27 protein-coding genes and 1 pseudogene are annotated in these 25,207 nt (G+C 61.9%); 17 read left to right on the top strand and 11 right to left on the bottom strand.

Annotated elements, in window-relative coordinates; genetic code table 11:
• Nucleotides 1–181: 181 nt before the first annotated feature.
• The gene (locus tag AB4Y87_RS06730) at nucleotides 182–1,366 is read right to left on the bottom strand and encodes a DDE-type integrase/transposase/recombinase (protein WP_442003649.1); all 1,185 of its coding nucleotides are present in this window, start codon (nucleotides 1,364–1,366) and stop codon (nucleotides 182–184) included.
• Between the two features lie 199 nt (nucleotides 1,367–1,565).
• A complete protein-coding gene (locus AB4Y87_RS06735; protein ID WP_144648155.1) occupies nucleotides 1,566–1,769 on the bottom strand; it encodes a cold-shock protein in 204 nt (67 codons plus the stop codon).
• 204 nt (nucleotides 1,770–1,973) lie between these two features.
• On the opposite strand from AB4Y87_RS06735, the gene AB4Y87_RS06740 reads away from it, so the two are divergent.
• From AB4Y87_RS06740 to AB4Y87_RS06760, 5 genes and pseudogenes are all read left to right on the top strand, one after another.
• The gene (locus tag AB4Y87_RS06740; RefSeq protein WP_442003650.1) at nucleotides 1,974–2,318 is read left to right on the top strand and encodes a zinc ribbon domain-containing protein YjdM; all 345 of its coding nucleotides are present in this window, start codon (nucleotides 1,974–1,976) and stop codon (nucleotides 2,316–2,318) included.
• Nucleotides 2,319–2,333: 15 nt separating this feature from the next.
• Nucleotides 2,334–2,840 carry a universal stress protein gene (locus AB4Y87_RS06745; protein WP_442003651.1) on the top strand — a complete coding sequence of 169 codons (507 nt, stop codon included), beginning with the start codon at nucleotides 2,334–2,336 and terminating at the stop codon, nucleotides 2,838–2,840.
• Nucleotides 2,827–3,258, top strand: a complete 432-nt coding sequence (locus AB4Y87_RS06750; RefSeq protein ID WP_442003652.1) for a fluoride efflux transporter FluC — start codon at nucleotides 2,827–2,829, stop codon at nucleotides 3,256–3,258. The genes AB4Y87_RS06745 and AB4Y87_RS06750 overlap by 14 nt, the downstream gene beginning before the upstream one ends.
• Nucleotides 3,255–3,626 carry a fluoride efflux transporter CrcB gene (gene crcB / locus AB4Y87_RS06755; protein WP_442003653.1) on the top strand — a complete coding sequence of 124 codons (372 nt, stop codon included), beginning with the start codon at nucleotides 3,255–3,257 and terminating at the stop codon, nucleotides 3,624–3,626. The genes AB4Y87_RS06750 and crcB overlap by 4 nt, the downstream gene beginning before the upstream one ends.
• A gap of 45 nt (nucleotides 3,627–3,671) precedes the next feature.
• Nucleotides 3,672–4,202 (top strand): annotated as a pseudogene (locus AB4Y87_RS06760) (ferritin).
• A gap of 46 nt (nucleotides 4,203–4,248) precedes the next feature.
• Here the strand turns inward: AB4Y87_RS06760 and zapE are convergent.
• Genes zapE through AB4Y87_RS06780 form a run of 4 tightly spaced genes read right to left on the bottom strand, consistent with a single transcriptional unit; the run spans nucleotide 4,249 to nucleotide 7,370 of the window.
• On the bottom strand, nucleotides 4,249–5,424 hold the full coding sequence (zapE, locus tag AB4Y87_RS06765) for a cell division protein ZapE (RefSeq protein WP_442003654.1): 1,176 nt from the start codon (nucleotides 5,422–5,424) through the stop codon (nucleotides 4,249–4,251).
• Nucleotides 5,421–6,416: a magnesium/cobalt transporter CorA gene (corA, locus tag AB4Y87_RS06770; protein WP_442003655.1), complete on the bottom strand. Its 996-nt coding sequence runs from the start codon at nucleotides 6,414–6,416 to the stop codon at nucleotides 5,421–5,423. The genes zapE and corA overlap by 4 nt, the downstream gene beginning before the upstream one ends.
• Before the next feature lie 9 nt (nucleotides 6,417–6,425).
• Nucleotides 6,426–6,851 (bottom strand): DUF1761 domain-containing protein, encoded by a 426-nt coding sequence (locus AB4Y87_RS06775; protein WP_442003656.1) that lies wholly within the window; start codon nucleotides 6,849–6,851, stop codon nucleotides 6,426–6,428.
• Between the two features lie 48 nt (nucleotides 6,852–6,899).
• Entirely contained in the window at nucleotides 6,900–7,370 is a 471-nt protein-coding gene (locus tag AB4Y87_RS06780) for an Lrp/AsnC family transcriptional regulator (RefSeq protein ID WP_396133431.1), read from the bottom strand.
• Nucleotides 7,371–7,557: 187 nt separating this feature from the next.
• Here AB4Y87_RS06780 and AB4Y87_RS06785 point away from each other — a divergent pair, with 187 nt between their 5' ends.
• Complete coding sequence (locus tag AB4Y87_RS06785; protein ID WP_442003657.1) at nucleotides 7,558–8,793, top strand: MFS transporter; 1,236 nt, start codon at nucleotides 7,558–7,560, stop codon at nucleotides 8,791–8,793.
• Nucleotide 8,794: 1 nt separating this feature from the next.
• Here the strand turns inward: AB4Y87_RS06785 and AB4Y87_RS06790 are convergent, their stop codons facing one another.
• From AB4Y87_RS06790 to AB4Y87_RS06800, 3 genes are all read right to left on the bottom strand, one after another.
• Complete coding sequence (locus AB4Y87_RS06790) at nucleotides 8,795–9,301, bottom strand: Lrp/AsnC family transcriptional regulator (protein WP_216925167.1); 507 nt, start codon at nucleotides 9,299–9,301, stop codon at nucleotides 8,795–8,797.
• Nucleotides 9,302–9,415: 114 nt separating this feature from the next.
• Complete coding sequence (locus AB4Y87_RS06795) at nucleotides 9,416–10,078, bottom strand: TMEM175 family protein (RefSeq protein ID WP_442003658.1); 663 nt, start codon at nucleotides 10,076–10,078, stop codon at nucleotides 9,416–9,418.
• Nucleotides 10,079–10,087: 9 nt separating this feature from the next.
• Complete coding sequence (locus tag AB4Y87_RS06800; RefSeq protein ID WP_442003659.1) at nucleotides 10,088–11,338, bottom strand: MFS transporter; 1,251 nt, start codon at nucleotides 11,336–11,338, stop codon at nucleotides 10,088–10,090.
• Nucleotides 11,339–11,446: 108 nt separating this feature from the next.
• On the opposite strand from AB4Y87_RS06800, the gene AB4Y87_RS06805 reads away from it, so the two are divergent.
• A complete protein-coding gene (locus AB4Y87_RS06805; protein WP_442003971.1) occupies nucleotides 11,447–12,421 on the top strand; it encodes a LysR substrate-binding domain-containing protein in 975 nt (324 codons plus the stop codon).
• On the opposite strand, the gene AB4Y87_RS06810 is transcribed toward AB4Y87_RS06805, so the two are convergent.
• A complete protein-coding gene (locus AB4Y87_RS06810; protein ID WP_442003660.1) occupies nucleotides 12,396–13,424 on the bottom strand; it encodes a nitronate monooxygenase in 1,029 nt (342 codons plus the stop codon). The genes AB4Y87_RS06805 and AB4Y87_RS06810 overlap by 26 nt on opposite strands.
• Nucleotides 13,425–13,464: 40 nt before the next feature.
• Between AB4Y87_RS06810 and AB4Y87_RS06815 the strand changes: the two genes are divergently transcribed.
• Entirely contained in the window at nucleotides 13,465–14,400 is a 936-nt protein-coding gene (locus AB4Y87_RS06815) for an N-acetylglucosamine kinase (protein WP_442003661.1), read from the top strand.
• 53 nt (nucleotides 14,401–14,453) lie between these two features.
• Here AB4Y87_RS06815 and AB4Y87_RS06820 read toward each other — a convergent pair whose 3' ends face one another.
• Complete coding sequence (locus AB4Y87_RS06820) at nucleotides 14,454–15,476, bottom strand: pirin family protein (RefSeq protein WP_442003662.1); 1,023 nt, start codon at nucleotides 15,474–15,476, stop codon at nucleotides 14,454–14,456.
• A 50-nt stretch (nucleotides 15,477–15,526) separates the two neighbouring features.
• Between AB4Y87_RS06820 and AB4Y87_RS06825 the strand changes: the two genes are divergently transcribed.
• From AB4Y87_RS06825 to AB4Y87_RS06865, 9 genes are all read left to right on the top strand, one after another.
• Nucleotides 15,527–17,323 (top strand): glycoside hydrolase family 35 protein, encoded by a 1,797-nt coding sequence (locus tag AB4Y87_RS06825; protein ID WP_442003663.1) that lies wholly within the window; start codon nucleotides 15,527–15,529, stop codon nucleotides 17,321–17,323.
• A 41-nt stretch (nucleotides 17,324–17,364) separates the two neighbouring features.
• Complete coding sequence (locus AB4Y87_RS06830) at nucleotides 17,365–17,817, top strand: NUDIX hydrolase (RefSeq protein ID WP_442003664.1); 453 nt, start codon at nucleotides 17,365–17,367, stop codon at nucleotides 17,815–17,817.
• A gap of 222 nt (nucleotides 17,818–18,039) precedes the next feature.
• Nucleotides 18,040–19,227, top strand: a complete 1,188-nt coding sequence (rsgA, locus tag AB4Y87_RS06835) for a ribosome small subunit-dependent GTPase A (protein ID WP_442003665.1) — start codon at nucleotides 18,040–18,042, stop codon at nucleotides 19,225–19,227.
• Between the two features lie 97 nt (nucleotides 19,228–19,324).
• On the top strand, nucleotides 19,325–20,419 hold the full coding sequence (locus AB4Y87_RS06840; protein ID WP_442003972.1) for an ABC transporter ATP-binding protein: 1,095 nt from the start codon (nucleotides 19,325–19,327) through the stop codon (nucleotides 20,417–20,419).
• Nucleotides 20,419–21,162: an ABC transporter permease gene (locus AB4Y87_RS06845; RefSeq protein ID WP_442003666.1), complete on the top strand. Its 744-nt coding sequence runs from the start codon at nucleotides 20,419–20,421 to the stop codon at nucleotides 21,160–21,162. The genes AB4Y87_RS06840 and AB4Y87_RS06845 overlap by 1 nt, the downstream gene beginning before the upstream one ends.
• On the top strand, nucleotides 21,159–21,905 hold the full coding sequence (locus AB4Y87_RS06850; protein ID WP_442003667.1) for an ABC transporter permease: 747 nt from the start codon (nucleotides 21,159–21,161) through the stop codon (nucleotides 21,903–21,905). The genes AB4Y87_RS06845 and AB4Y87_RS06850 overlap by 4 nt, the downstream gene beginning before the upstream one ends.
• Entirely contained in the window at nucleotides 21,902–22,861 is a 960-nt protein-coding gene (locus AB4Y87_RS06855) for an ABC transporter substrate-binding protein (RefSeq protein WP_442003668.1), read from the top strand. Before AB4Y87_RS06850 ends, AB4Y87_RS06855 begins: the two co-directional genes overlap by 4 nt.
• A gap of 120 nt (nucleotides 22,862–22,981) precedes the next feature.
• Nucleotides 22,982–24,202 carry a pyridoxal phosphate-dependent aminotransferase gene (locus AB4Y87_RS06860; protein ID WP_442003669.1) on the top strand — a complete coding sequence of 407 codons (1,221 nt, stop codon included), beginning with the start codon at nucleotides 22,982–22,984 and terminating at the stop codon, nucleotides 24,200–24,202.
• 52 nt (nucleotides 24,203–24,254) lie between these two features.
• Entirely contained in the window at nucleotides 24,255–25,109 is an 855-nt protein-coding gene (locus AB4Y87_RS06865; protein WP_442003670.1) for a polyphosphate kinase 2 family protein, read from the top strand.
• The last annotated feature ends 98 nt before the right edge of the window (nucleotides 25,110–25,207 follow it).

Consider the following 25,207-nt stretch of genomic DNA (forward strand, 5'->3'; position numbering starts at 1 on the left):
TGAAGCGGGGGCCGGGACAGTTTCTATGGCAGCGCGCGCGTGTAGGCGGTGTGCACTGGCTTACCCTCGTCGATCCCCCTGTTGCCTCATTGCAATACCTCCGGGAAGAGTAATACGTTGCCTCATTTGAAAACCTCCGGATGAGTGGCTTCGTTGCCTCGTTGAAGAACCTCCGGATTGCCTAGCCGTTCCAGGCTCGGTTTACGGGTTTGAGGGGTGCTGGTTTCTTGACCAGGGCCAGTGTTTCCAGCTGTCCTGTGAGCGCCAGAATCTGACGTGAGAGGGCTCCGGGCTTGATGCGTTTGAAGGCGGCGTTCATCTGGATGACAGGGCGTTTGTGCATCCGTTCATGCCGGATCGCGCGTTGGTGGGGTGTGGCTGGCGCGTCGTGTTTCTTGGTGACTTTCGCGCCGTGCCGCTGCTTGGAGAGTAGCTTCTGCTGGGGCAGCAGGTAGTTGGTGAAGACACGGTCCAGCTCCCAGATCTCGTTGAGTTTCTCCAACTCCGCGGTGGTGTCGTAGCGCAGGTAGCCGACCAGTTCCCGGACCCTGGCCCAGTTCTTCTGCTCCACGTGGGCTCCGTCGTTCTTGTTGCCTGGCCTGGATCTGGTGAACGTGATTTGGTGCGCGTGGCAGTAGGCCAGCAGATGCTCGTTGATGAACTCGGATCCGTTGTCCGAATCGATGCCGATGATGGGGAACGGAAAGACCGCAGTGACGTGTTCAAGGGCCTCGAAGACCCATTTGGCGGCCTTGTTCCGCACCGACCGGTTCACGGTCCAGCCCGTGGCGATGTCCGTCACCGTCAGGGTGCAGCAGAACTCCCCGAAGCTGTTGCCTCCCTCGTGGCCGACCAGATCGATCTCCACAAATCCCGGGACGGCGTCGTCCCACTCGGCCCACGTACGGATCGGGATCTGGGATTTCAGGAGAGTGCCCGGCTTCGTGTGGGATCGGCCCCGCAGGACCATCTTCGACCGTTCGCCGGCGAGTTTGCGGTCGATGGTTGCCGCGCTCATTCGCATCAGCAAATCCGCCTGCCCGTCGGTGATCTCAAGCTCTTTGTCCCGGCGCAGCAGCGGCACCAAGACAGGCAGCATCGGGGCCAACAGCCTGCCGGCAGGGGCGCGCAGCACCGCCCAGCATTTGATCAGCGGCGGCACCAGATCGGGGCCGTAGACCGGGGTCCTGCCCGGCCTGGGCCTGACAACTTTCAGGACCAGAGCCTCCCGCAGCGCTGCCCGGGCGTAGTCGCGGTGCCAACCGGTCAGCTCGACCAGTTCGTTCAGGATCCGGGACTTCCCTGACCGATCAGCACCCTTATAGGCGAGGGCTTTCTTCTTCGTCACAGCTTGCCGCTGGGCCATCGTTAGCTCCATGAAAACGGGCATAGCCCCGAACCGCCGCCACACTTGCGAACCACGCCGTTACGCGGAGGTTTTCAAATGAGGCAACGTATCCGGCTACGCGGAGGTTTTCAATGAGTCAACGCGCCTTAGCTCCACAGATTCCGCCTACAACAAAACCGGCCAGGCACAACGTGCCTGGCCGGTTTCTTGTGGGAGTTTAGAGGGGTTGGATGTTCTCCGCCTGAGGTCCCTTGGGGCCTTGGGTGATGTCGAACTGGACCTTCTGGTTCTCGTCCAAGGAACGGTATCCGCTGGAGGTAATTGCGGAATAGTGGGCGAATACATCCGGGCCACCGTCGTCCGGGGCAATAAATCCGAAGCCCTTTTCAGCGTTGAACCATTTTACTGTGCCTGTAGCCATGCTTGTTTTTCCTTCACGGGTCGCTGGTCGGTACCGCTTGTCGGATCACCGTCCCCGCCACTCACATTATTGAGCCTATGTGTCGATCCGACATGGGGCAACAGATTCGGCGGCGCGCCTTCGTAATATGGTTGTGACCGAGGCACGCGATCGGGCTGTGGTTGAAGAGCCGGGCGGCAGTGGATGGCGCCTTAGAATTACCCTGTGAACGACTCCCTGCCTCCGTGCCCCGAATGCTCCAGTGAATACACCTACCAGATGGGCGTGCTGCTCGTTTGCCCTGAATGCGCCCACGAATGGTCACCCACCGCCGAGAGTGATGTGCAGGCGCACGTCATCAAAGACGCGGTGGGCAATATTCTGAGCGACGGCGATACCGTCACAGTGGTCAGGGACCTCAAAGTCAAGGGCAGTGCCACGGCCATCAAGGTGGGCACCAAAGTGCGGAACATCCGGCTCGTTGACGGCGTGGGGGATCACGATATTGATTGCAAGGTGGACGGGTTCGGCCCTATGCAGCTCAAGTCCAGCGTCGTAAAGAAAGTCTGACAGGAGGCCTTCACGATGACCGGAACCCCAGTACCTAAAGGCCTCGCCGGCCCCATCCTGGTAGGCGTCATGCCCGGGCAGCGGCCCGTCGTCGTCGAGCGCGCCGCTGAGGTGGCGCTGAGCGCCGGGCTCCCACTGGTGTGCGCGTTCGTCGATGTGACGGTGTATCCGGTGGATGGCACCACGGGTGGCCCGTCTGCCCCGATTGATCCCGACGGTGTGGACGATGACGCCGAGGATGCCCCGGAATCCGTTCGGACAGCAATTGCCACCCAGCTGGCCGAAGCCGATCTGAACTGGTCCATCGTTTCCCTGGCAGGGGAGCCGGCACGGGCCCTGGCCCGTGAGGCCGAAGAGATCGGGGCGTCCATGATTGTGGTGGGCTCCAGGGACCGGAAGCTCGGATCGGCCATTAAAGAGCTGACAGCTGGCTCCATTGCCAGGCAGCTCTTCCACCGTCAGGACCGTCCTGTCCTCGTTGTACCCGTGGAGCCACGGGTACCGGTGGATGATGACGACTGAGATCAGGCGTCCTGTCCATCTTCACTGGGGGTTCATCGGAATCGTGGCCGCAGGTGGTGTCTTGGGGGCGCTCGCCCGGTACGGCCTCGGACTGTTGATTCCCGCGCCAGGGGCATGGCCGTTACCCACCCTTATTATCAACCTTTCCGGCGCCCTGGCGCTCGGCGCCTTGCTGGAAGGACTCTCCAGGAGGGGGCCCGACGTCGGACGTCGCCGGCTGCTGCGCCTCGCCTTGGGTACAGGCTTCCTGGGTGCCTACACCACGTACAGCACGCTCGCATTGGATGCTGTCCGCCTGTTTACTGCGGGAGACACGCCTGGCGCCACAACTTATCTGGGTGTGAGCCTGCTGGGTGGGGCGGTGGCAACCACAACCGGAATATGGCTCGCTGCGTGGCATCACGGGCGGGCGACATGACTATCGTCCTGTTGGCCTTGGCGGGGGGACTGGGCGCGGCTGTTAGATTCATGATGGATGGGCTCATCCGGGCACGCGTACGTACTGCCCTGCCGTGGGCCACCATCTTCATCAATGTTTCCGGTTCCTTGCTCCTTGGGTTCCTGGCTGGCGTGGTGATGCAGGGGCAGGCGCCCGAATCCCTTCAACTGATCCTCGGCACTGGTTTCCTGGGCGGCTATACCACCTTCAGTACGGCAAGCCTGGAGACCATCAGGTTGGTGCAGAGCGGGCGGTTGGGGCTGGCGCTTGTCAACGGCTTGGGTTCCATGGCCGTGAGCGTCGGGGCTGCCGCTGCCGGTGTTTGGTTCGCTCTGCTGCTGGCTTAACAGATGACTGCCTGGCTGTCTTGGCCCGGCTGTAGGATCGGTGCCATGGCTAAGAAGACATTCAATGAGCTGTTGTCCGTTCAGGTCGCCAATGAGTTTGCGGCCTCCCAGCAATACATTGCAGTAGCCGTGTATTTTGACGGCCAGGACTTGCCGCAGCTTGCCCGGCATTTTTACCGCCAGTCCCTCGAGGAACGGAATCACGCCATGATGATGGTCCAGTACATGCTGGACCGCAACGTGCCCGTCGAGATCCCCGGCATCGCCCCGGTACGCAACAACTTCTCCAACGCCAAGGAACCCATCGCTTAGGCTCTTGAACAGGAAAGGGAAGTCACCCGCAACATTGAAGAGATGTTCCGCGCCGCCCGTGCTGAGGGCGACGCCTTGGGCGAGCAGTTCATGCTGTGGTTCCTGAAGGAACAGGTTGAGGAAGTTGCCTCCATGACCACGCTTCTAAACATCACCGAGCGGGCGGAGAACCTCTTCGATATCGAGAACTATGTTGCCCGTGAGAGCGTCGGCGACGGCGGACACGACACGAGCGCCCCGTCTGCTGCCGGCGGCGTGATCTAGCGACAGAAGACCAAAGGGCCAACACCCGCACGAGGCCGCCCGAAGCTCAGCTTCCGGCGGCCTCTTCGATTGCCAGGGCATCGTCGTGGTCGGACCTGCCCAGCAGGGACAGGCGGCTGGCAATGCGGGCCAGGTCCACGGGCAGGACGCTGCCGGAGGGCTCCGCGTCCCAGTCCAGGGGTCCGGCGCCGATCAGGAACAAGGTGATGTCCTGATCGTGAAGCACGTCCACGGCATTGCTGAACCGCTGCCATGCGGGCGCAGAAGCAGGGTCGCCCCCGGCAGGGGAGGGAACGTCGTCGATGACCCAGGTCTTGAAACTGTGCGCCAAGGCCAGGAAGTCCGCGCTGGAGGTCAGCCCTGCGCACAATTCCGGAAACCCCACCCAGAGCAGGTCCGGGTCTGCGTTCTTGACCACGATCGGTTGCGTTGTTGGGGTCAGCACACGGCTTTGGGACGCGGATGGTCGGAAGAGCCCCAACCGTCCCAGTTGTTTGGGCGTGCCCGGCGTGATGATCCGGCCAGAGCTGAAGGCCTTGGGCGAGTCGCCGGGTTCTGTACCTGCTGCAGGAAACCGCCGGAAATCGGCGGGGCCGTTGATCTCCACAATCTCCATCATCTCTTTGATGGCTTCGATGGTGGGCACAAAATGGTCGTGCCACAGGGGATTGGGCAACAAATCGTCCGGAGCGTAGTTGGACGTCACCACCAAGGGAATCCGGCGCTGCGCCGCGGATCGCAGCAATCGCGCGATAAACATTCCATCCCCAACGTCATGGACATGGAATTCGTCGAAGAACAGGACATCGATGTCCGCCAGGAGCGCGTCCACCGAGTGCTGAATGGCGGTTCCATCCGCGGAAACGGAACGATGTGTTCCCGCATGCAGCCTGCGGAAGAAATCATGAAAGTGGACCCGGCGTTTCCGGGCCCGAAGCCTGTCATGGAAACTGTCCATGAGCCACGTTTTACCGCGACCCACAGGTCCGTGGAGATAGATGCTTCGAGGCGTCCTCTGCTGTAGCGCACGACGACGGGCCGTTACCGCTGYACCAAAGGCCGCCAACCGCTGCGCTGCTTCATGCTGACTGGGCTCAAGCTGGAAACCCAACCGTCCGGCGTCGTGCGTGATGCCCTCCAAGAGCGCCAGGACAGTTTCCCGGTTGCCCTGCTTCCCTCGTTGCGGGCGGCTCCCTCGTTGTGGGCCGAGCAGGGGCGTCACAGCCAGCCTTTCCGCTTGAAAATGAGATACATGAGCAGTGCTGCTCCGACCATGAGCCCGATGGCCATTGGATAGCCGAAGTCCCAGTGCAGCTCCGGCATATGGTCGAAGTTCATGCCATAAACGCCTGCCACAAAGGAGGGTGCGAACAGAATGGCGGCCCACGAGGAAATCTTCTTGACCTGTTCGTTCTGCGCAGCGCTCGCCTCGTTCTGGCGATTCGCCGTCAGGGTGCCGTCAAGGGTCAGGGCGTTCTGCAGGAGATCCCTGAAGGAGTTCACCCTGGAGATGACGCGCTGGACGTGGTCCTCTACGTCGCGGAGGGAACGCTGGAGCTCAATGTCCACTCCGTACTTCTCGAAGCCTTTCTCCAGCAGCACCATGATGTCCGGAAGAGGCTGGATGGCCCTTTGGAATTGGATGACTTCACGGGCAAGTTCATAGATTCGCCGTGAAACCGCCGTATCGCCGCTGAAGAGCTGATCCTCGATTTCATCGATGTCGTTCTCGAGTCCAGCCACAACGGGCGCGTAATCGTCCACCACCTGGTCCAGGAGGGCATACAGCACCGCTTCCGGTCCATGCCGTAAGAGGTCCGGGCGTTGCTCCAAACGGTGGCGGACACGCGCAACTCCGCCGGTCTCAGCATGCCGGATGGTCACCACGAAGTTGGGACCAGTGAAGATGTGCAGCTCGCCGAACTCCACCGTCTCGGTAGCATCCAGATAGCGGGCGGGGCGCAGGACCGTGAAGAGGTTGTTGTCGTAGCGCTCCAGCTTTGGCCGCTGGTGCGCTGAAACGGCGTCCTCCACTGCGAGTTCGTGGAGGCCGAATTCGTGGGCGACGGCGGCCATCTCGTCCCGGGTGGGCCGGTATAGCCCGATCCACGCCATGCCACCTTGCTCCGAGAGTGTCTCGAAAGTTTGCTCCAGGTTGTGCGGGGTGGCTGTGCGTACGCCCTCTACATAGACGGCGTTATCAATGATGGTCACGAGTGAACGCTACTGCATGGCACCGATGATGGCCCCGGCAATGGTCATGGCGAGGATGTCGTGCCCCGCGTCAATAACGGTCACCTCAGAGGGGCGCCCGGCGAAACCGTTGTGGATGACATGTCCTCCGGCACGGAAAACCAAGGCCAGGATCAGGGCGAAGAGGCCACCGGCCAGGAAAGTGTTGAGCTCCAGGGCGCTGATCAGGATTGCCAGGAGGATGCTGGTGAGCGCCGCGGCAAGCATCATGGGAATCCAGATGCCCGCACCGCCGTCGATGTTTTTCAGGTCCTCTTCGGTTTTGCCGATCGCTTGCATCCACCGGCGTCCGAGGACGGCCGGCATGTACCAAACGAACCCGATCACCATGCTTGATATGAAAGCCAGGAGGACAGCGAGCCAGTTGATGTGCGATATGTGTGAGAGCCAATCCATGGTCAAAAGCCTAGTGGCGGCGGAGCGCTGGAACCGGTGTTCAAGCGTTCATGCTGACCGCGTGTTGGTGGAACCGGCCAACCTTTCCATCAAAGGCTCGGTGCGGTAGGGGATATGCGTGTGGAGGGCCAGGACAGTTTCTGTTCGGATGACGCCCTTGGTACGCAGGACGGACCTCAGCGCGGATTGCAGATTATGCGTATCGGTTGCCACCACGCGGCACCAGAGATCTCCTCGTCCGGAGATTTCGTGGACCTCCAGCACCTGTGGAATCAACCGCAGGGCGCCGATGACGCCATCGAGTTCGCGGTGGGTCACTTCAATGGTGATGAAAGCTACGACGTCGTACCCCACCTTTTCGAGGTCCACTTCGCGGCCTGCTGCCTGGAGGACCCCGGACCGGAGCAGCCGTTTAAGGCGGCTCTGGGCAGTATTGCGGGCGATGCCGAGTGAGTCGCTGAGCTCGGCGATCTGGATGCGGGGGTCCTTGATGAGTTCCAGCAGGATCTTCAAGTCCATGGGGTCCAAGGTATTCAAATGGTCACTCCGGCTCACTTAGACGACGCTAGTTTGAGTATTTTGCTCAATTTTCCCACGTTTCTGCTTTGCTGAGCGCAGTCCTACGGCAATCTGTTGCTACCGAAACCTGGCTGCACTCTCCATCCCACAAGGAAGCCGTGTGCAGCCTCGAACCAAAGGCACGGAAATGACTGTCTTGAGCGAACTCCGCATGCGTCCGGCCAAAGCCGGCGTCTGGAGTTGGGATGCCACCACCACTGCACGGTTGGTCCTGGCCGGCACAGTGATGTTCGCCTTGCTGGTGGGCGCAAATCTGGCTACACCTCTCTATCCTTTGCTGCAGGCAAGCCTGGGTATGTCCTCCTTGGAGGTCACAGTGGCCTTTGCCAGCTACGTACTGGCGCTTGTTGCGGTTCTCATGGTGGCGGGGCACTGGTCCGATCACATTGGGAGGCGGGCAGCACTGGTCCTTGCTGTCGTCATGGGCTTGCTGGGCGGCATCATCTTCGCGAATGCGGACAGTCTTGCCGTGCTGTCCCTTGGCAGGGCCTGTCAAGGGGTGGCCGTAGGGCTGGCCACCGGGGCAAGCTCCGCAGCGCTGCGTGAACTATTGCCCCAGAGGCCTGATTGGGCCTCGCGTTTCACGTTGCTCTCCTCGGCTGGTGGCGTGGCTGCCGGACCCGCGATCGGTGGTCTCCTGTCGCTGCTTCCGGATCCTACGCGAACGCCCTATTACATCCACTCCGGGGTGCTGCTTGCCACGCTTATTCCACTTTGGCTACTCAAGGCAAGGCCCGCGATTGCCCCCGCTGCAGGAAAGCCGGCGTTCAAGGTTCTCGCTCCACGAAAACCCGCCATTTCCCGTCACGCCCGCGGTGCCTTTTGGATGGCATCGGCAGTGGGCTTCCTGAGCTTCGCAGTCTTTGGGTTCTGCCTGTCGCTGGCTCCCGGATATTTCGCAACGGTGGTGCATGCTGATTCCAGACCCCTTATCGGGCTGCTGGCTGGGGTGACCCTGGGTGCTTCGGCGCTCAGCCAGCTGGTAGGAGTACGCGGACGCTACCTGGTCCCCGTTGCCCTGGCGGTGTTGGGCATCTCGATAGTCCTGGTGGGAGCTGCCGCAGCTTGGTCGAGTCCGTTGTTGCTGGTTGCAGCCAGCGTCACTGCGGGTGCAGGGCAGGGCATCGCCTTCCGTCAGGTGTTCAACGATGTTGCCGGGAAGGTCGAGGCAGCCCGGCATGCGCAGGTCATCAGCACGGTATACGTCATCACCTATTTGGGGAGCGCAGTTCCGGTGATTGGTTTGGGAATGGCGGTCTCGGCACTTGGCTTGCAGACCGCCGTCGTTGGTTTTACCGTGCTGTGCGGGGTTGCAGCGCTGGCGCTTGCCGCGGCGTCACTCCGGCGTGCCAGGCGCGCCTGAGCTACTCGGGGAGCGGACCGCGGTTGCCCGGGATGTGCTGGAAGACCATGGTGGTTTCCGTGTGGCCAACCACCGGATCAGTCGCGAGGTTATCCAGCAGCCAGTTGCGGAGGTCGTCGGTGTTGGCGACTGCAATGTGCAGAAGGTAGTCCACGGAACCTGTGGTGTGGAACGTGGAGATCACTGCGGGCAGCTTAGGGACGCGTGCCGTGAAGCGGTCGATCTGGTCCCGATCATGGGCGCGGAGACGGACGGCAATGAGCGCCTGCACCGAGCGGCCGATGGCCGGCAGGCTGAGGATCGCCTCAAAGCCTTCGATGATCCCGCGTTCGGACAGGGCCCTTGTCCGCATCAGCGCAGTGGACGGAGCGATTCCCACTAGTTCTGCCAACTGTTTGTTGGAGATGCGGGCGTCCTCCACCAGGGCGGCAAGGATCCGTTCATCTATGGCGTCCAGCGGCTCGGCGCTACCTGACGTTGGCCGAACATTCTTCGCGGGGTTGCTCACGGATCCTCCTGAAATTGCCTCTCATTCATCATAATCACTGAAATCCTGGCTAACCATTCGTTCCAGATGGTACTTCCCGAATATTTGTCCGTGATGGCGCGGGTACTACGTGGATTATTTTGGGGTTGGGTCCAAGGGCTGTCGCTCGCTGTTCTTGAGGCTCCGACGCCGGGCGAGCCGTTGGAGTGGCTCACTGAGCACCATGAGGAGCAATGGCAGGTTTCCCAAGTCTGGAACTATGAGAGCCAGGATCAGCGCGGCGAGAAAGAGCGCCGCCACGATGGTCCCGGCCTGGATCCCAGACCTCGTGGCCGCCTCGTCCAGGTCATGCAAGTGCGGGTGCGAGCGAAGATAGACGCGGGCCAGCAGCAGCAGGAAACTCGTAGCGAAAAGCGTGCCTATGTAGACAAGCGGCTGCGCCCAATCCCCCTGCATCTGTGTTGACAGTGCGGTTGCCACCGGCATCCACACAATGGTGAACATCCATGCGATAGTCAGCCACAAAAGTACTGAATCCACGAGCCGGACGTTGCGGAACAGCCGGTGATGGTGCACCCAAAAAACAGAGATAAGGACAAAGCTCAGGACGAATCCCATGAGGGGATACCGCTCCTCGGCAAACCACTGGGCTGTGGTGCCATGATGGTCAGCCAGTTCACCAACGCTCTCCATGAGGGGGAGGATTAGCAGCGTCAAGGCGATCGCCACCACCGCATCGGTAAACGCCTGCAGCCGTTCCGGCGAGGACAGCTCCCGGGAACTTGTGACCTCTGTCATGCCTGACGATTATAGGGRTTCCGGTGCCGAAAGTGGCCTGGTTTGCGCCGGCGGTGAGCGATGTACGACGGCGGTGACTACCGCCGTCGTGATGGCAAGGCCCATGACGCTCCACGCCAAAGCCGGCCACCCGAACGCCTGGAAAGCCAGGCCTCCCGCCCAGCCGATGACACTGGACCCCAAATAGTAGGAGAGGTTATAGAGCGATGCCGCTTGGGCGCGGCCTGTTGTGGCGATCGCGCCGGTCCACCCAGAACCTACACTGTGGGCTGCGAAAAAGCCTCCAGTAAATACCACGAGGCCGATCAACGTGGCCACGAGGTTCTCTGCCAACGTGAGGGCGAGTCCCGCGATCATCATGGCAATCCCAAAGAGCAGGACAGTGCGCCGCCCAAAGCGCGTGGTGAGTCCGGCCGCCCACCGGGAGCTCACGGTTCCGGACAGATAGGCCAGGAAAATGAGGCTCACCAGAGTGGTGGGAAGTCCGAATGGTTCACCGTGGAGCCGGAATCCGAGGTAGTTGTAGACCGCGACGAATCCGCCCATGAGCAGGAATGCCTGAAGGTAAAGGGAGAACAGCTTGGGATTCGTGGAATGGCCTCGCAGTGTGCGCAAGGCTCCGCGGAATCCCTTCGGCGGTACGGGCATGAAGCGTCGCTGTTTGGGTACCAGCACCACGAACAGAACCGCGGAGACGGTGGCCAGCAGGGACACTGCCAGCGCAGCTGCCCGCCACCCCCACAGTTCTCCCACTGGACCTGCGACCAGTCGTCCGGCAAGTCCGCCGAGCGTGGTTCCAGCAACATAGCTTCCAGCCGCGAGTGCCGTGTGGATCTTTGTGACTTCTTCGTTGAGATACGCGATGGCTATGGCTGGGATTCCGCCCAGGGCCATGCCTTCAAGAGCGCGCAGTCCGAGGACCAGTGGAACGGTCGGTGCCAGCGGAACAAGCAGCCCCAGCACCGTTGCTGCTCCGATGCCGATGGCCATTGCACGAACCCGGCCGATCCTGTCTGCCACAAAGGACCACGGCAGGACGCTGACCGCAAGTCCCACGGTGGCCAGGGAGATACTCAGTGCGGCTTCTGCTGCCGAGATGCGGAGGTCGGCTGCCATGAGTGGCAGGACCGCCTGGGTTGAGTACAGCTGGGCGAACGTAGCCACGCCGGCCAAGGTCAATGCGGCAAGCACGCGTCGGTAGCCACGGGAACCCTTGGCATGCCCGTCCCATGGTGTAGCGCTCACAGCTGTTTTAGTCACTGGCCCAGACTAGGCTTCCTGGACTGTGCGTTCCAATGCATGATTCGCTTATGATTCATGCAGGAATGCATGACTTTCGTACTGATGCTGGAGCGGAACGGCAGGCGCATGGAACCGGATCACCAACAGCTTGTGCAACTCCTGCCGCTCCTACCCGTCCTGGCAGAATTGGGCCGGACGGAGCATATGACGGAAACGGCTGAGCTCCTCGGCGTTCCCCAGTCCACGGTGAGCCGTGCAGTGGCCAGGGCAAGCGCGATTGTGGGGATGGATCTTCTTGTTCGTGATGGGCGTGGCATCCGCCTGACTCCAGCGGCAAGGACATTGCTGCCCTATATCGAAGCGGCGCTGGAAGACTTCCAAGCCGGATTGGATAGGGTTCGCCACGAGTCGGACGTGGTCAGGGGACGGATCGGGGTCTCGTTCCAGCACACGTTTGGGGAAGCGACGCTGCCCCTGCTCATCAGCGCCTACCGCGGTCGCCATCCGCATACGGTCTTCGAGCTCCGGCAGGGTCCGCGCGATGACTGCCTGGAAGAACTGGCCAGGGGCGATACAGATTTCGCCCTCACTGCACCGATCGCCCCGGACGGCAGGGGCATCCACTCCCTGCCTCTCTACAGGGAGCCGCTCCGCGTAGTGCTGCATTATCGACACCCACTCGCGAGCCGCTCAAGCGTGCACCTCTCCGAGCTGCGGCACGAGCCCTATGTGACGCTGCCCGCCGGCGTCGGCCTCCGGGCCTTGGGTGAAGCGTTGCTGCGCGAAGCAGGTTTCCGTCCGCGGACCGCCTTTGAAGTCCAGGAATCCCACACTGTCCGTGGGCTGGTCGCGGCCGGACTTGGCTTCAGCATCCTGCCTCCCGCCGGGCCGGGCTCCGGAACTGGCCAATTCCTGCCGGGGGCCGAGTTGGGACTTGTTGAAGTTGCCATCGAATCCGATCTTGCCTTCCGTCAGATCGGCATGGCTTGGCGGGAGCGCACCTTCGAACCCGACGCCGTCAGGCTATTCCGTGAGCTGGTGGTCAGGGAGGGCGAAGCGTTGCTGGCCGAGCTTGTCAGAGCACGTTCAGGAAACTCCTGACAACATCCTCCGCAGATCCTTCCTTTGCTGATCGCCAACCGGTGCCCGCCCAGAGATTGAGGCGCTCAGGATCACCGGCCGCCGATGCTGCTGCCCGGATCGGCGCCGTCAGATGATGGATTGCCGGATAACCCTCCGGTGCGTTGGGGTGGTCGCGGACGAACTCGTTGACCAGAGAGCGGGCGAAGCGCCCCGTAAAGGCCCGGGTCCTGGCCGTCTCCGAATAGCGCGGATCGCCGAGGGCGTCTTTATGCGCTTGCCGGGCTCCGCTTTCCTCCGTGCGTATCAGCGCCGTACCAACTTGCGCGGCTGCCGCACCAGCGGACAGGACTTCGCGAAGCGCTGAACCGTCGCTGATCGCGCCGGCTGCAATCAAGGGAAGGTCGACGGCGGTACGCACCTGGGCGATGAGACCCGCCGTCGTGGTGCTTTCTCCTGGGCCGGCGGCGAGGAACGCCGCCGTGTGTGCTCCTGCGGAACTATGCTGCACCGCAAGGGCATCCGGGCCTTCCTCCGCGGCGGCAAGGGCCTCGGCAACACTCGTCACACTGGTGATGACAGCAGTTCCGGCCTTCTGCAGGGCCTTGACCACAGAGCGTCCCGGCAGCCCAAAGGCGAAGCTGACGAACTCCACAGGACCCCCGATCAACGCGTCGATTTTGTCCTGCCAGGCGTCGTCGTCATCAAATCGGAGGGCCGGGACTGCCACGCCGTAGCGGGCCGCCTCTGCTTCAAGTTCCGTCCGGTACGCCTCCATCCTCGCGCGAGCCGCCGGGGACGGGGAGAGTTGCGCCATATCCGGTACAAAAACGTTCATTCCGAACCGGATGCCCATTGCACGCGCAGTTGCGATCTCGGCCGTCATGGCCTCGGGGCTTTTATAGCCGGCGGCGAGAAAACCCAAACCGCCGCCGGCTTGAACTGCCTGCACCAGGGCGGCAGTGGACGTTCCACCAGCCATGGGCGCTGCAATGAAAGGCGTATCAAACAGGGAATGCGACATTGCGGTTTCTCCTCGGGGCGCTCCAAGCTAGTCTTTCACGGTGAACAATCTTGACTCTGCCATGCATTCCCACGCGTCCCCGGAGGCACTCACCGGTACCGTGATCGGGTTGGATATCGGCGGAACGAAAACGCGGGGTGTGAGGTTCGAAGACGGCGTTCCCGTCCTGGACGAAAGCGCCGGAAGCTCCAATGTGCAGAACGTAAGCCGCGAAGAGGCCATGGCAAATCTCGCTGAGCTTTTCGGAAAGATCGGCGGCGGTGACATTGACGAGGTTTACGCGGGTGCCGGAGGAATTGATACCGATGAGGACGCGCAAGCGCTCGCCGACCTCATTTCTCCGCATGTCCCCGGGGCACGCATCACGGTGGTTCACGATTCCCGGCTGCTCCTGGCCGCAGGGGGAGCAAGCACGGGCGTGGCCGTGATTGCCGGAACTGGTTCTGCCGCGTGGGGTAGGAACGCGGCCGGTGAGGAGGCCCGGGCCGGAGGCTGGGGTTATCTTCTGGGCGACGAGGGGAGCGGTTACTGGCTGGGCCGCGAAGCCGTGCGTCACAGCTTGCGGCGGATGAACCAGGGACTTGAGCCGGATACCCTGAGCCGTGCCTTGCTGAATTCCTGTGGAGTGGAAGAGCCTGGCAAACTGATCGCCTTGTTCCACTCCCCGGAAACGGGTCGCCGTTATTGGGCACAAAAAGCGCGGCTCGTCGTCGAAGCTGCGGACGCCGGTGATGAAACCAGTTCACGTCTGGTGGACCAAGCGGGCAGGGACTTGGCTGACTTGGCCGAACAGGCCGTTCGACAACTCGGCTTGGATGGTCCCGTAATCCTAGGCAGTGGACTGGGCATGAACGTCCACCGCCTGCAGGAATCATTCAAGGCGCGGCTGGCCGAGCAGGGCATCGTCGATGTCCGGATTCTCCAACAGGACCCAGTGTTCGGCGTCCCTATGCTTGTGGCCGAGCAGCGGGCATAGCGGTTTGAACATCAGCCCCGTGTCCGAGGACCTCAGCCTCGGGTACGGGGACCTCACCCTCGGGTACGGGGACGCAACTTAACGCCCGGAAGCGGCGGCGCAGGGATTCGTCCGGCTTCCGGCCCTGCGTCTGGACCATGGCCCTGGACCAACCCGAAGCGTGAAGTGGCGGCAGCGTCGTCGTCGAGCAGGCCTTCGGCTTCCCATTCCAAACGCGCTTTTTCCACTTCCTCATGGGTACGTCCCACGAAGTTCCACCACATCAAGAGGTCTTCCCCGAACGGTTCGCCGCCCAAAAGCATGAAACGGGTATCCGGTTGGGCCTCTACGATCAGGTTCTGCCTGCCGGCGCCGAGGTAGGCCAGGGGGCCTGGTTCGATGTCTTCGCCGTCGATGTTCAAGTGGCCGTCCAGCACCAACACGGCATGCTCAAACTCCGGAAGCAGCGGAAGCTGGAGTGTACCTGCGCCGGTGATGTCAGCGCCGACGATGGGGCTGAACATTGTGGCCGGGGAACGTTGACCGGCAAATTCGCCCACCATCACGGTTGCTGTGTAGCCCTCGCCAACAGCCACTGGAAGTTCGGTGTGTTGCTCGAAGGAGGGTTCGCGGTGCCGGTGTTCGTCAGGGAGTGCAACCCACAACTGGAGTCCCCGCGACATGGGAATCTCGTCATCCGCCCCGGTCAGCGTAGCTGCAGGCAGGACCGAGAATTCGGAGTGGGAGATTCCATGGCCAGCGGTCATGATGTTCAGTTCACCCGGTTTGACCACCACATCGCTTCCCACGCTGTCGCGGTGCCGCACGGCCCCTTCCAGCGGCCATGTCACGGTTTGGAGGCCGCAGTGAGGGTGGGGGAGAACGCTCATTGCCACACGGTCCGGACCAAAACTGTCCAGGAAGCACCAGGCGCCAACGGTGGGCAACCCGCGCTGGGGCAACGTGCGGAACACGTTCATGGCGCGGACTCCGCCCAGGGGAACTTCACGCTCAGGCCATAACTGCACACACGGGCCTTGTCCTTCAGGGGCAGCGGGGCAGACTTGCTCCGCCGGGGAAGTATCAAGATTGGTCATGTGTTCATCACCTGTGCATAAATGTTGTAAGTTGAGCTAATCTGTTCCGTGTGAACAACGCCGTTTTGAGCTACCACRACGCCGTCCTCTACCGTTCGGGTGAACCGTATCGCATCCTTGCCGGAGCCATCCACTACTTCCGCGTTCACCCTGATTTGTGGCAGGACCGGCTGCGTCGACTCAAGGCCATGGGCGCCAATACTGTTGACACCTACGTTGCCTGGAACGTCCACCAGCCTAAGCGCGAAGAGGCACCGGACTTTACAGGCTGGCGGGACATTGGCCGTTTCATCAACCTCGCCGCTGAGGAAGGTTTGGACGTGATTGTCCGGCCAGGCCCCTACATTTGCGCGGAATGGGACAACGGCGGCTTCCCGGCCTGGCTCACTGGAATCCCCGGCATTGGCCTGCGCTGCATGGATCAACAGTTTACGGCCGCGATCGAGGAGTGGTTCGATCACCTTCTCCCGCATATCGCATCCCGGCAGGCATCGGCGGGTGGTCCCGTGGTCGCCGTTCAGATTGAGAACGAATATGGCAGCTACGGCGACGACCACGATTACATTCGCTGGAACCGCCGTGCCCTGGAAGAGCGAGGGATCACTGAGATGCTCTTCACAGCCGACGGCGGAACCGACTATTTCCTCGACGGCGGCTCCGTGAATGGAACGTGGGCGACAGCCACGTTGGGAAGCCGGGGCGATGAGGCAATCGAAACCTGGAAGAGGCGCCGGCCGGACGAGCCCTTCTTCAACGTCGAATTCTGGGGCGGTTGGTTTGACCACTGGGGCGAACACCACCATCGCCGCGACGCCCAAGATGCTGCTGCGGAAGCACGGAAGATGCTCGATGCTGGTGGATCGGTGTGCGTCTACATGGCACATGGCGGCACCAACTTTGGCCTGGGTTCCGGCAGCAACCACGATGGCACCATGCTCCAGCCAACCGTCACCAGCTACGACTCCGATGCCCCCATTGCCGAGAACGGAACATTGACACCCAAGTTCCATGCCTTCCGTAAGGAGTTCTACCGAGCCCAGGGCATCAATGACCTTCCCGAGCTGTCCGCCGCGTTGCTCGCGGATGCCCCTGTCCTTCCCGCACAGTCCCTGGCCCTGGCAGAGGGCCGGGACCTGTTGGAGCTCGTTCGCGATTCGGGCAAGGCAGTAAACAGCGTCAAACCGCTCACTTTTGAACAGCTGGGGCTGGACGCCGGCATGGTCCTCTATGCAGCCAAAGCCACCCTCCCGGGACGACCCGGAGCTCCCGTGGAGGGCCGCCTCAAAATCACAGGGTTGAATGACCGCGCCTACATCTGGGTCGACGGACAGTATGCCGGCGTCCTTGACGATATCAACGCGGCCGAAGGGTTGGTTGTCACCGGAACCGGCGTCCCGGCCAAGCTGGAGATTCTGGTGGAGAACCTAGGCCGCATCAACTATGGCCCCCTGACCGGACATGGCAAAGGCATCCTTGGAGGCGTCCTGATCAACCAGCGCTACACCTTCCATTGGACACAGACGCCCGTGGCTTTGGCTGAATGGGCGGCCGAAGACCTTGAAGGACTGGCGGGAGCCGAGTTCGAGGTTGCGGAACCGGCGGATACGTATATCGCACTCCCCGATTCCGGAAAGGGCTTCGTGTGGCTCAACGGCTTCCTGTTGGGTCGGTACTGGGACAGAGGGCCGCAGGTCACCCTGTACGCCCCTGCACCTCTGGTGAAGATCGGCTTGAACAGCATCAAGGTGCTGGAGCTCGCCAAGCCGGGGACCGTCGTCGAGCTTCGCGAAGGACCGGACCTTGGTCCGGAAGAAGCGGGGCCGATAACGGCGGCCGAATTGCCTTAGTGCAGACCGACTCAGAAGTAGCTGCCAACTAAGCTGGCACCATGACCCTGGAGTTCGACACCCGCCCTGCCGCTTACGCCGTCATCATTCAGGAGGACCGGATTCTTCTGGCCTACTGGAAGCAGGACGGCAAGGAAGGCTGGACGCTGCCGGGCGGGGGACTGGACCTTGCGGAGCATCCCGTGGACGGATGCCGCCGCGAGGTCTTTGAGGAAACCGGCTACGAGGCCCGCATTGATCGCATGCTGGGCATCGACGTCGGGCACTGGCCCGCGGAAGCCCTGGCGGACGGTACGCTGCGGGACTTCCAGGCACTCCGGTTGGTCTACGAAGCGACGATCGTCGGTGGCGAGCTGACGCACGAAGTTGATGGCAGCACCACCCATGCGGCATGGATTCCCTTGGAGGATGTCGGCAAACTCAACCGGGTCTCCCTGGTGGACGTTGCGCTGCGGCTGCACAATGAGCGGCCTGCTGACGGGAAGCTCAACTAGTCGCGACTTCAAAGACCTAGCCAAAGCCCCGTGGCTTGGCTACGCTGTAGAACGTTGCCGGCCCACCAGCTGCCGGCCTGGATGCCGAGGAGGTGGAAATGATGATTGCCATAATCCTGCGCGCCCCGCACTCAAACGCGGCGCACCATCATCACACCACCATTCCTGTCCCGGCATCAGCCTGCCAAAACTAGGGGGCCGGGCCTCAGCAGAGGTTCCAACGTGAAAACTTACGCTTCTTCAAGCGACCCAAAAATCAGTTTCAGCAGCGCCGGCGACGGCAACCACCTGAAAGGCCCAACAGACTACGGCTATACCGAAAGCATCGCTGAACTCTTCCGCACCAACCCGGCTACGGGCGGCGACACAAGCGACAACACTCCGGGACGGGTAGTTCGTCTCGATAGGAATCGGGTGCTCGTAGCGTCCAACAGCGGCCTGCTCCATCTGCCCTATCCAGGGCATGGCTTGGTTCCCGCCACCGGGGATTGGGTGTGGCTGGGGCATAACCGCGCCGGTGAGCCATCCGTCGTCGAGGTTCTTCCACGGCATTCGGCACTGAGCCGCAAGCGCGCCTTCGAGGCATCGTCCGAGGAACAAATCCTGGGCAGCAACATCGACATCGTGGCAGTAGTAGTGCCCGTGGACCGGCCTCTTACCCACAACCGGTTGGAGCGGACGCTCGTGGCCGCTTGGGATTCCGGGGCAACCCCGATGGTCGTCATTACCAAAGCCGACCTCGCCGACCTTGCGGACGACGTCGTAGGCGAAGTCATCCTCCAAGCTGCCGGCGTGGAGGTGGTCACCACGTCCGCAGAGCAGGGCGACGGCCTCGAGGAGCTCAGGCAGCGCATCCCGAACGGCGCCACACTGGTGTTGCTCGGTCCTTCGGGTGCCGGCAAATCAACGCTCATCAACGCCCTCGCCGGACGAGATCTCCAGGAAACTGGCGAGGTGCGCGCCGGTGACGGTAAGGGGCGGCACACCACCACGTCCCGGGAACTGGTGCCGCTGGGAGGCGGTGCGGTGCTCATGGACACACCTGGTGTTCGCGGGTTCGGGCTGTTCGACGCCGAGGACGGAATGGAGGAGATGTTCGGCGACCTTGAGGTGTTGTTCGCCCGCTGCCGCTTCGCCGACTGCTCCCACCAGGCCGAGCCGGGATGTGCCGTGCAGGAGGCGCTCGCAGACGGAAGCCTTGACGCGCGTCGGTGGGGAAGCTACCTCAAACTGCAACGCGAACTGGCCGCCCTGAACCGGAAACACGATGCCGCAGCCAGGCGTGCCTATCAGCGCGAATGGCATCAAAAGGTGATGTCCGCGGACAGGGGACAGCGCGCCGCAGAAAGACACCGGCACGATCAGGCCCCGGAACGCGCAGCAAAGGGCGGCAAACGACGCAAACGCTGAACATTGCCGATTCATTACGGAATACGTGGCGTCGCTGACATCGTCGGTGGTGCTGGCTACGCTGGGTGAAGATCGTCCGCCGAAGATAGGCCCGGGTATGGCTGAAGCCATGATTGAGTTCCAGAGCGTGACCAAGCAATACCAAGGCGGCCAGCCGGCCGTCGACAACCTGACCATGTCCATCGACAAGGGAGCCATTACCGTCCTCGTCGGTCCCTCGGGCTGTGGCAAGACGACTTCCCTGCGCATGATCAACCGCATGGTGGAGCCGAGCTCGGGCACCATCACGGTGGCAGGCAAGGATGTCTCCACAGTGCCGGCCGCGCAGCTTCGCCGCTCCATGGGCTATGTCATGCAGTCCTCCGGGCTCCTCCCGCACCGGTCCGTTCTGGATAACATTGCCACGGTTCCGCGGCTCAACGGCGTCTCCAAAGCGGATGCGCGCAAACGTGCTGCAGAACTTCTCGACGTCGTTGGGCTGGCATCGGTGCTCGGCAAGCGGTATCCCTCGCAACTGTCCGGCGGTCAACAGCAGCGCGTCGGAGTGGCACGCGCGCTCGCAGCCGATCCACCGGTGCTTCTGATGGATGAGCCCTTCAGTGCCGTGGACCCTGTGGTTCGGGATGAACTCCAACAGGAACTGCTGCGCCTGCAGCGCGAGTTGGCTAAGACCATCGTGTTTGTCACGCATGACATTGACGAGGCCACGGTGCTCGGCGACAAGGTGGCAGTCTTTGCCGTTGGCGGCAAGCTTGCCCAATATGCCGCCCCGGAAGAGATCCTCCGGGCACCGGCCAACGATTTCGTGGCCTCGTTCGTGGGCAGGGACCGTGGTTTCCGCCACCTGGCCTTCGACGTCGCAGACTCCGTGAAGCTCCACTCTGTAACCATGGTGGGACCAACCGAGGGTCAAAACGCCGGACGTCAGACGGGGGAGTGGGCGCTGGTGGTGGACGACGAATCACATCCCCTCGGATGGTCCTCACCCCGGGACGGTGCCGGACTGATCCCCGGTGGTTCGCTCTTCCATAAGGGAGACACCTTGCGCCGGGCACTGGATGCGGCGTTGTCTTCGCCGTCGGGATTGGGCGTTGCAGTGGACGACGACGGCAGGGTGGCCGGAGTCTTGAAGGCGCCGGAAGTCCTTGCCCTGATCGAGGAAGTGCGCCGCCACAGGGAGGACGCCACCTGATGGAGTGGTTCCTGGCGAACATTGGCATGGTGTTCGGCTTGGCCGGCCAGCACCTTGTGCTCGCGCTCGTTCCGATGCTTCTTGGGCTGCTGATCTCAATTCCCTTGGCGCAGCTTGCCCGGCGCAACAGCACCTCGAGGTCTGTAGTGGCTACGGCTACGTCCTTGCTGTACACCATCCCGTCCCTGGCGCTCTTCATCATCCTGCCCACCATCCTGGGCACACGCATCCTCGATCCCCTCAACGTCGTGGTCGCATTGACGATCTATGCGGTGGCCTTGCTGGTTCGTGCTGCCATGGATGCGTTTGACTCTGTTGACGACGATCTCCGAAATGCTGCCGTAGCCATGGGATTCAAGCCCTCGGCCCGGTTCTTCCAGGTGGACCTCCCGCTGTCCCTGCCGGTTCTTTTTGCCGGGCTCCGCGTGGTCTCGGTCAGTAACATCTCGCTGGTCAGCGTTGCGGCCCTGCTGGGAGTCGGCAATCTTGGAATCCTGTTTACCGATGGCTTGCAGAGGACCTTCGTTACCGAAGTTGTGGTTGGCATCATCGCCATACTTGTCCTTGCCTTGATCATGGATGCAGTCCTGGTGGTGCTGGAGCGCCTCCTGACTCCGTGGACACGTGCGGCAGCTGGCGGACGGACCGACCGCAGGAACGGCACGGCTTTGCTCACTGAGCCGAAGGCCGGACCGTCCTTGCCCCATGCCCCAGTGCGGCCGGACCCGGGTGCATCGGCATGAGCAACGTTTTTACGGACACCATCGGCTGGCTGACGAACCCCATTCACTGGATGGGGAGCGGCGGCATTCCCACCCGGCTGGCCGAGCACCTGCAGTACAGCGGGCTGGTGCTCCTCATTGCTGCGGCTATTGCAGTGCCTGTGGGACTCTACATTGGCCACACAGGACGAGGCAGGGTGATTGCGGTGGCCCTCGCCGGTGCCCTGCGCGCCCTGCCCACCCTGGGTCTATTGGTCCTCTTTGCCTTGTTGGCGGGCAGCGGTTTGATGCCGCCCGTGTGGGCGCTGGTCATCCTCACGGTTCCACCGTTGCTTGCCGGGACGTACGCGGGTATCTCCAGCGTGGATGCCGCAGTGGTGGACGGCGCCCGGGCCATGGGCATGACTGAGCTTCAGATCCTGTTCCGCGTTGAGCTGCCCAACGGCCTCCAAGTGATGTTCGGTGGCATTCGGACGGCTGTTCTGCAAGTGATTGCCACAGTTTCGGTAGTCGCCTACTTACCGCTGGGTGGCCTGGGACGGTATTTATTCGATGGGCTTGTCCTGCAGGACTTTCCGCGGATGCTTGGTGGATCGCTCCTGATCGCTGCCCTTGCCATTGCGGTGGACCTCGTTCTGGCCGCCTTACAGAGGCTGGTTCTCTCGCCCGGCCTCACCCTCGACTCAAGCGGACGCCATACGGCGGCCGACGATCTCACAGCCCCAGCTCCCGCCGCGGCTGCCGTTCAAGGAGGTACACCATGAAAAATCCCGTTCCCATGACCCTTACGCGCCGTGGACTCGGCGGCCTCGCGGCCGGCGTCGGTGTGGCCCTCGCCTTGAGCGCGTGCGGCGGCAGCCCTTTGGCCACTCCATCCACTTCTGCTTCCGGCGGATCCAGCGGATCCAGCGGTCCGCTTGTTGTTGGATCGGCCGACTTTCCAGAGAGCCAGGTGATTGGCGAGATCTACGCGGGCGCGTTGAATGCGGCCGGCCTTACGGCCACTACCAAGCCGAACATCGGCTCGCGCGAGATCTACTTCAAGGCTGTCCAGGATGGGTCCGTGGACCTGGTCCCGGACTACTCCGGCAACCTGCTCTCCTTCGTTGATCCAGAGGCCACGGAGGTCTCGGCTGAGGACGTCTTCAAGGCGCTCCCTGGCAAGCTTCCGGACGGTTTGGCGGTACTGGACGCTTCCAAGGCAGAGGACAAGGACGCCATGGTGGTAACCAAGGCCACAGCCGAGAAGTATCAGTTGAAGTCCATCGAGGACCTGGCCAAGGTGTGCAAGGACTTCACCATGGCTGCCCCGGCCACGTTCGAGACCCGCTCGTACGGATTCCCGGGGTTGAAGAAGAATTACAACTGCGAGCTCAAGGGCCTGCAGCCATTCAACGACGGCGGCGGTAACCTGACGCTCCAGGCGTTGTTGGAGGATAAGGTCCAGGTGGCTGACATCTACACCACCACACCCTCGATCGCCGACAACGACCTCGTGGTCCTGGAAGATCCCAAAAACAACTTCAAGGCCCAGCAAGTATTGCCGCTCTACAACAAGGCCAAAATGACGGACAAGGCCAAGGACGCACTCAACAACGTGTCCAAGATCCTGACCACCGATGATCTCGTGGACCTGAACCGCGCAGTCAGCGGCGACCAAAAGCAGAGCCCCAAGGACGCCGCAGCTGCGTGGCTGAAAGACAAGGGCATCGTTAAGTAGCCCTTGACGCAAAGCGCGTACGACGGCGGTGACGGACCCGTGCGGGGCTGTCACCGCCGTCGTCGTATCTGTGAGTTAAGTCTCAACTGGAGTCCATCCCCGGTGTGGCATATTTGAGGAATGGCGAATTTCAAGCAGTCCACCAAGCTTCATAATGTCCTTTACGACATCCGTGGACCGATTCTTCAGGCCGCCCAGCAAATGGAGGCGGAGGGTCACCGGATCCTCAAACTGAACATCGGAAACCCGGCTCCCTTTGGCTTTGAAGCGCCTGACGCCATTTTGGTGGACATGATCCGCCACCTGCCCAATGCCCAGGGCTACAGCGATTCCCGCGGCATTTTCTCAGCCCGGACGGCGGTATCCCAGTATTACCAAACCCGCGGAATCCAGAACATCCACGTTGATGACATCTACCTCGGCAACGGGGTCAGCGAGCTCATCACCATGTCCCTCATGGCCCTCCTTGAAGATGGCGACGAGGTCCTGATTCCCACGCCGGACTACCCCCTGTGGACGGCTTCCGTTGCACTGGCTGGGGGTCGCCCCGTGCACTACCTCTGTGATGAAGAGTCGGGGTGGCAACCTGATCTCGAGGACCTCGAATCCAAGATCACGCCGCGAACCAAGGGCATCGTGGTCATCAATCCGAACAACCCCACGGGCGCCGTCTACCCCGAGGACACGCTCAAACAGATCGTTGCTTTGGCCGAAAAGCACGGCCTGGTCCTCTTTGCCGATGAAATCTACGAGAAAATCCTTTACGAAGACGCTGTCCACGTAAACCTTGCCGGACTGACTGGGGACGACGTCCTGTGCCTGACGTTCAGTGGACTGTCCAAGGCCTACCGCGTTTGCGGCTACCGCGCTGGCTGGATGGCCATTTCCGGTCCGAAGAAGGACGCTGCCGATTACCTTGAAGGCATCAACCTGCTGGCCAATATGCGCTTATGCGCCAACGTCCCGGCACAGCACGCCATACAAACAGCGCTTGGCGGCTACCAGAGCATCAACGATCTCATCCTGCCCGGTGGCAGGCTCCTGGAGCAGCGCAACAAAGCGTACGATCTCCTGAACGCGATCCCCGGTGTCAGCACGCAGCAAGCCAGGGGCGCCCTCTACCTTTTCCCCAAACTGGATCCAGAGGTTTACCACATCCGGGATGATGAGAAATTCGTCCTGGACCTGCTGAAGGAACAGAAAATCCTGGTCTCCCACGGGCGTGCCTTCAACTGGGTGCGGCCGGACCACTTCCGGATGGTGACGCTGCCCAACGTCAAGGATATTGAAGAGGCAATTGGCCGCATGGCGGACTTCCTGTCGAGGTACCCGGGGAACTAGCCTGAGGTCCATGGCCGCGTCATGCGGTCGCGTCCATGCAGAAAGGCAAGCCATGTCTGTCGCAGTTGAGTTCGCCAAGAGTCCAGCCGATGAACTGAGGGTTGGGCCCGGTTTTTCCTTGGCCAGCGTGGATCCCAAGGCCACGCCGGGCTTTGTCGGCGCAAAGGCCGACGGCAAGTCCTTGCTGGCTGCTCAGGACGCCAGGCTCGCTGAACTGCAGGAGAAGCTTTTCGCGGAGGGTAAGTTCGGCAGCAATAAGCGGCTGCTGCTGATTCTTCAGGCCATGGACACGGCCGGCAAGGGCGGGATCGTCAGCCACGTCGTGGGCGCCATGGATCCACAGGGCGTGCAGTTGACGGCATTCAAAGCACCCACTGACGAGGAAAAGTCGCACGATTTTCTATGGCGCATCGAGAAAGAGGCGCCAGCCGCTGGAATGGTGGGAGTCTTCGACCGCTCCCACTACGAGGACGTCCTGATCCACCGAGTCCATGCATGGGCGGACGCCAGGGAATTGGAACGGCGCTATGCCGCTATCAATGATTTCGAATCCAGGCTGGTCCAGCAGGGAACCACCATCGTCAAGGTCATGCTCAACATCAGCCAGGATGAGCAAAAGAAGCGTCTTCTCGCGCGGCTTGATGATCCCAGCAAGCACTGGAAGTACAACCGGGGTGATCTCGCGGAGCGGGCGTTCTGGGATGACTACATGGATGCTTACAACACGGCCTTTGAGAAGACGTCCACGGACATCGCACCCTGGCACGTTGTTCCGGCAAACAAGAAGTGGTACGCGCGGATCGCAGTCCAGCAACTGCTTTTGGACGCTTTGGAGGGCTTGTCCCTGAAGTGGCCGAAGGCGGATTTCGACGTCGCTACTGAACGTGCGCTTGTGGAGGAATCCTGAACGGCGGAGCTGTCGTTTTCGTCGGGTGAGCTGGTCGCCCGGAGCGGCTGGTCTGTGCCGGTTCGTCCCGGGGCGGCTTGTCTGTGTCGTCTAGTCTG

It is taken from the genome of Paenarthrobacter sp. RAF54_2 (genome assembly GCF_052113945.1).
Taxonomy (GTDB): domain Bacteria; phylum Actinomycetota; class Actinomycetes; order Actinomycetales; family Micrococcaceae; genus Arthrobacter.

Coding starts and splice junctions, on each gene's coding strand:
- AB4Y87_RS06730 (WP_442003649.1), bottom strand. CDS start 1,366: ATGGCCCAGCGGCAAGCTGTGACGAAGAAGAAAGCCCTCGCCTATAAG.
- AB4Y87_RS06735 (WP_144648155.1), bottom strand. CDS start 1,769: ATGGCTACAGGCACAGTAAAATGGTTCAACGCTGAAAAGGGCTTCGGA.
- AB4Y87_RS06745 (WP_442003651.1), top strand. CDS start 2,334: ATGACCGGAACCCCAGTACCTAAAGGCCTCGCCGGCCCCATCCTGGTA.
- AB4Y87_RS06750 (WP_442003652.1), top strand. CDS start 2,827: ATGATGACGACTGAGATCAGGCGTCCTGTCCATCTTCACTGGGGGTTC.
- crcB (WP_442003653.1), top strand. CDS start 3,255: ATGACTATCGTCCTGTTGGCCTTGGCGGGGGGACTGGGCGCGGCTGTT.
- AB4Y87_RS06775 (WP_442003656.1), bottom strand. CDS start 6,851: ATGGATTGGCTCTCACACATATCGCACATCAACTGGCTCGCTGTCCTC.
- AB4Y87_RS06780 (WP_396133431.1), bottom strand. CDS start 7,370: ATGGACTTGAAGATCCTGCTGGAACTCATCAAGGACCCCCGCATCCAG.
- AB4Y87_RS06785 (WP_442003657.1), top strand. CDS start 7,558: ATGACTGTCTTGAGCGAACTCCGCATGCGTCCGGCCAAAGCCGGCGTC.
- AB4Y87_RS06795 (WP_442003658.1), bottom strand. CDS start 10,078: ATGACAGAGGTCACAAGTTCCCGGGAGCTGTCCTCGCCGGAACGGCTG.
- AB4Y87_RS06805 (WP_442003971.1), top strand. CDS start 11,447: ATGGAACCGGATCACCAACAGCTTGTGCAACTCCTGCCGCTCCTACCC.
- AB4Y87_RS06810 (WP_442003660.1), bottom strand. CDS start 13,424: ATGTCGCATTCCCTGTTTGATACGCCTTTCATTGCAGCGCCCATGGCT.
- AB4Y87_RS06820 (WP_442003662.1), bottom strand. CDS start 15,476: ATGACCAATCTTGATACTTCCCCGGCGGAGCAAGTCTGCCCCGCTGCC.
- AB4Y87_RS06830 (WP_442003664.1), top strand. CDS start 17,365: ATGACCCTGGAGTTCGACACCCGCCCTGCCGCTTACGCCGTCATCATT.
- AB4Y87_RS06840 (WP_442003972.1), top strand. CDS start 19,325: ATGGCTGAAGCCATGATTGAGTTCCAGAGCGTGACCAAGCAATACCAA.
- AB4Y87_RS06845 (WP_442003666.1), top strand. CDS start 20,419: ATGGAGTGGTTCCTGGCGAACATTGGCATGGTGTTCGGCTTGGCCGGC.
- AB4Y87_RS06850 (WP_442003667.1), top strand. CDS start 21,159: ATGAGCAACGTTTTTACGGACACCATCGGCTGGCTGACGAACCCCATT.
- AB4Y87_RS06855 (WP_442003668.1), top strand. CDS start 21,902: ATGAAAAATCCCGTTCCCATGACCCTTACGCGCCGTGGACTCGGCGGC.
- AB4Y87_RS06860 (WP_442003669.1), top strand. CDS start 22,982: ATGGCGAATTTCAAGCAGTCCACCAAGCTTCATAATGTCCTTTACGAC.
- AB4Y87_RS06865 (WP_442003670.1), top strand. CDS start 24,255: ATGTCTGTCGCAGTTGAGTTCGCCAAGAGTCCAGCCGATGAACTGAGG.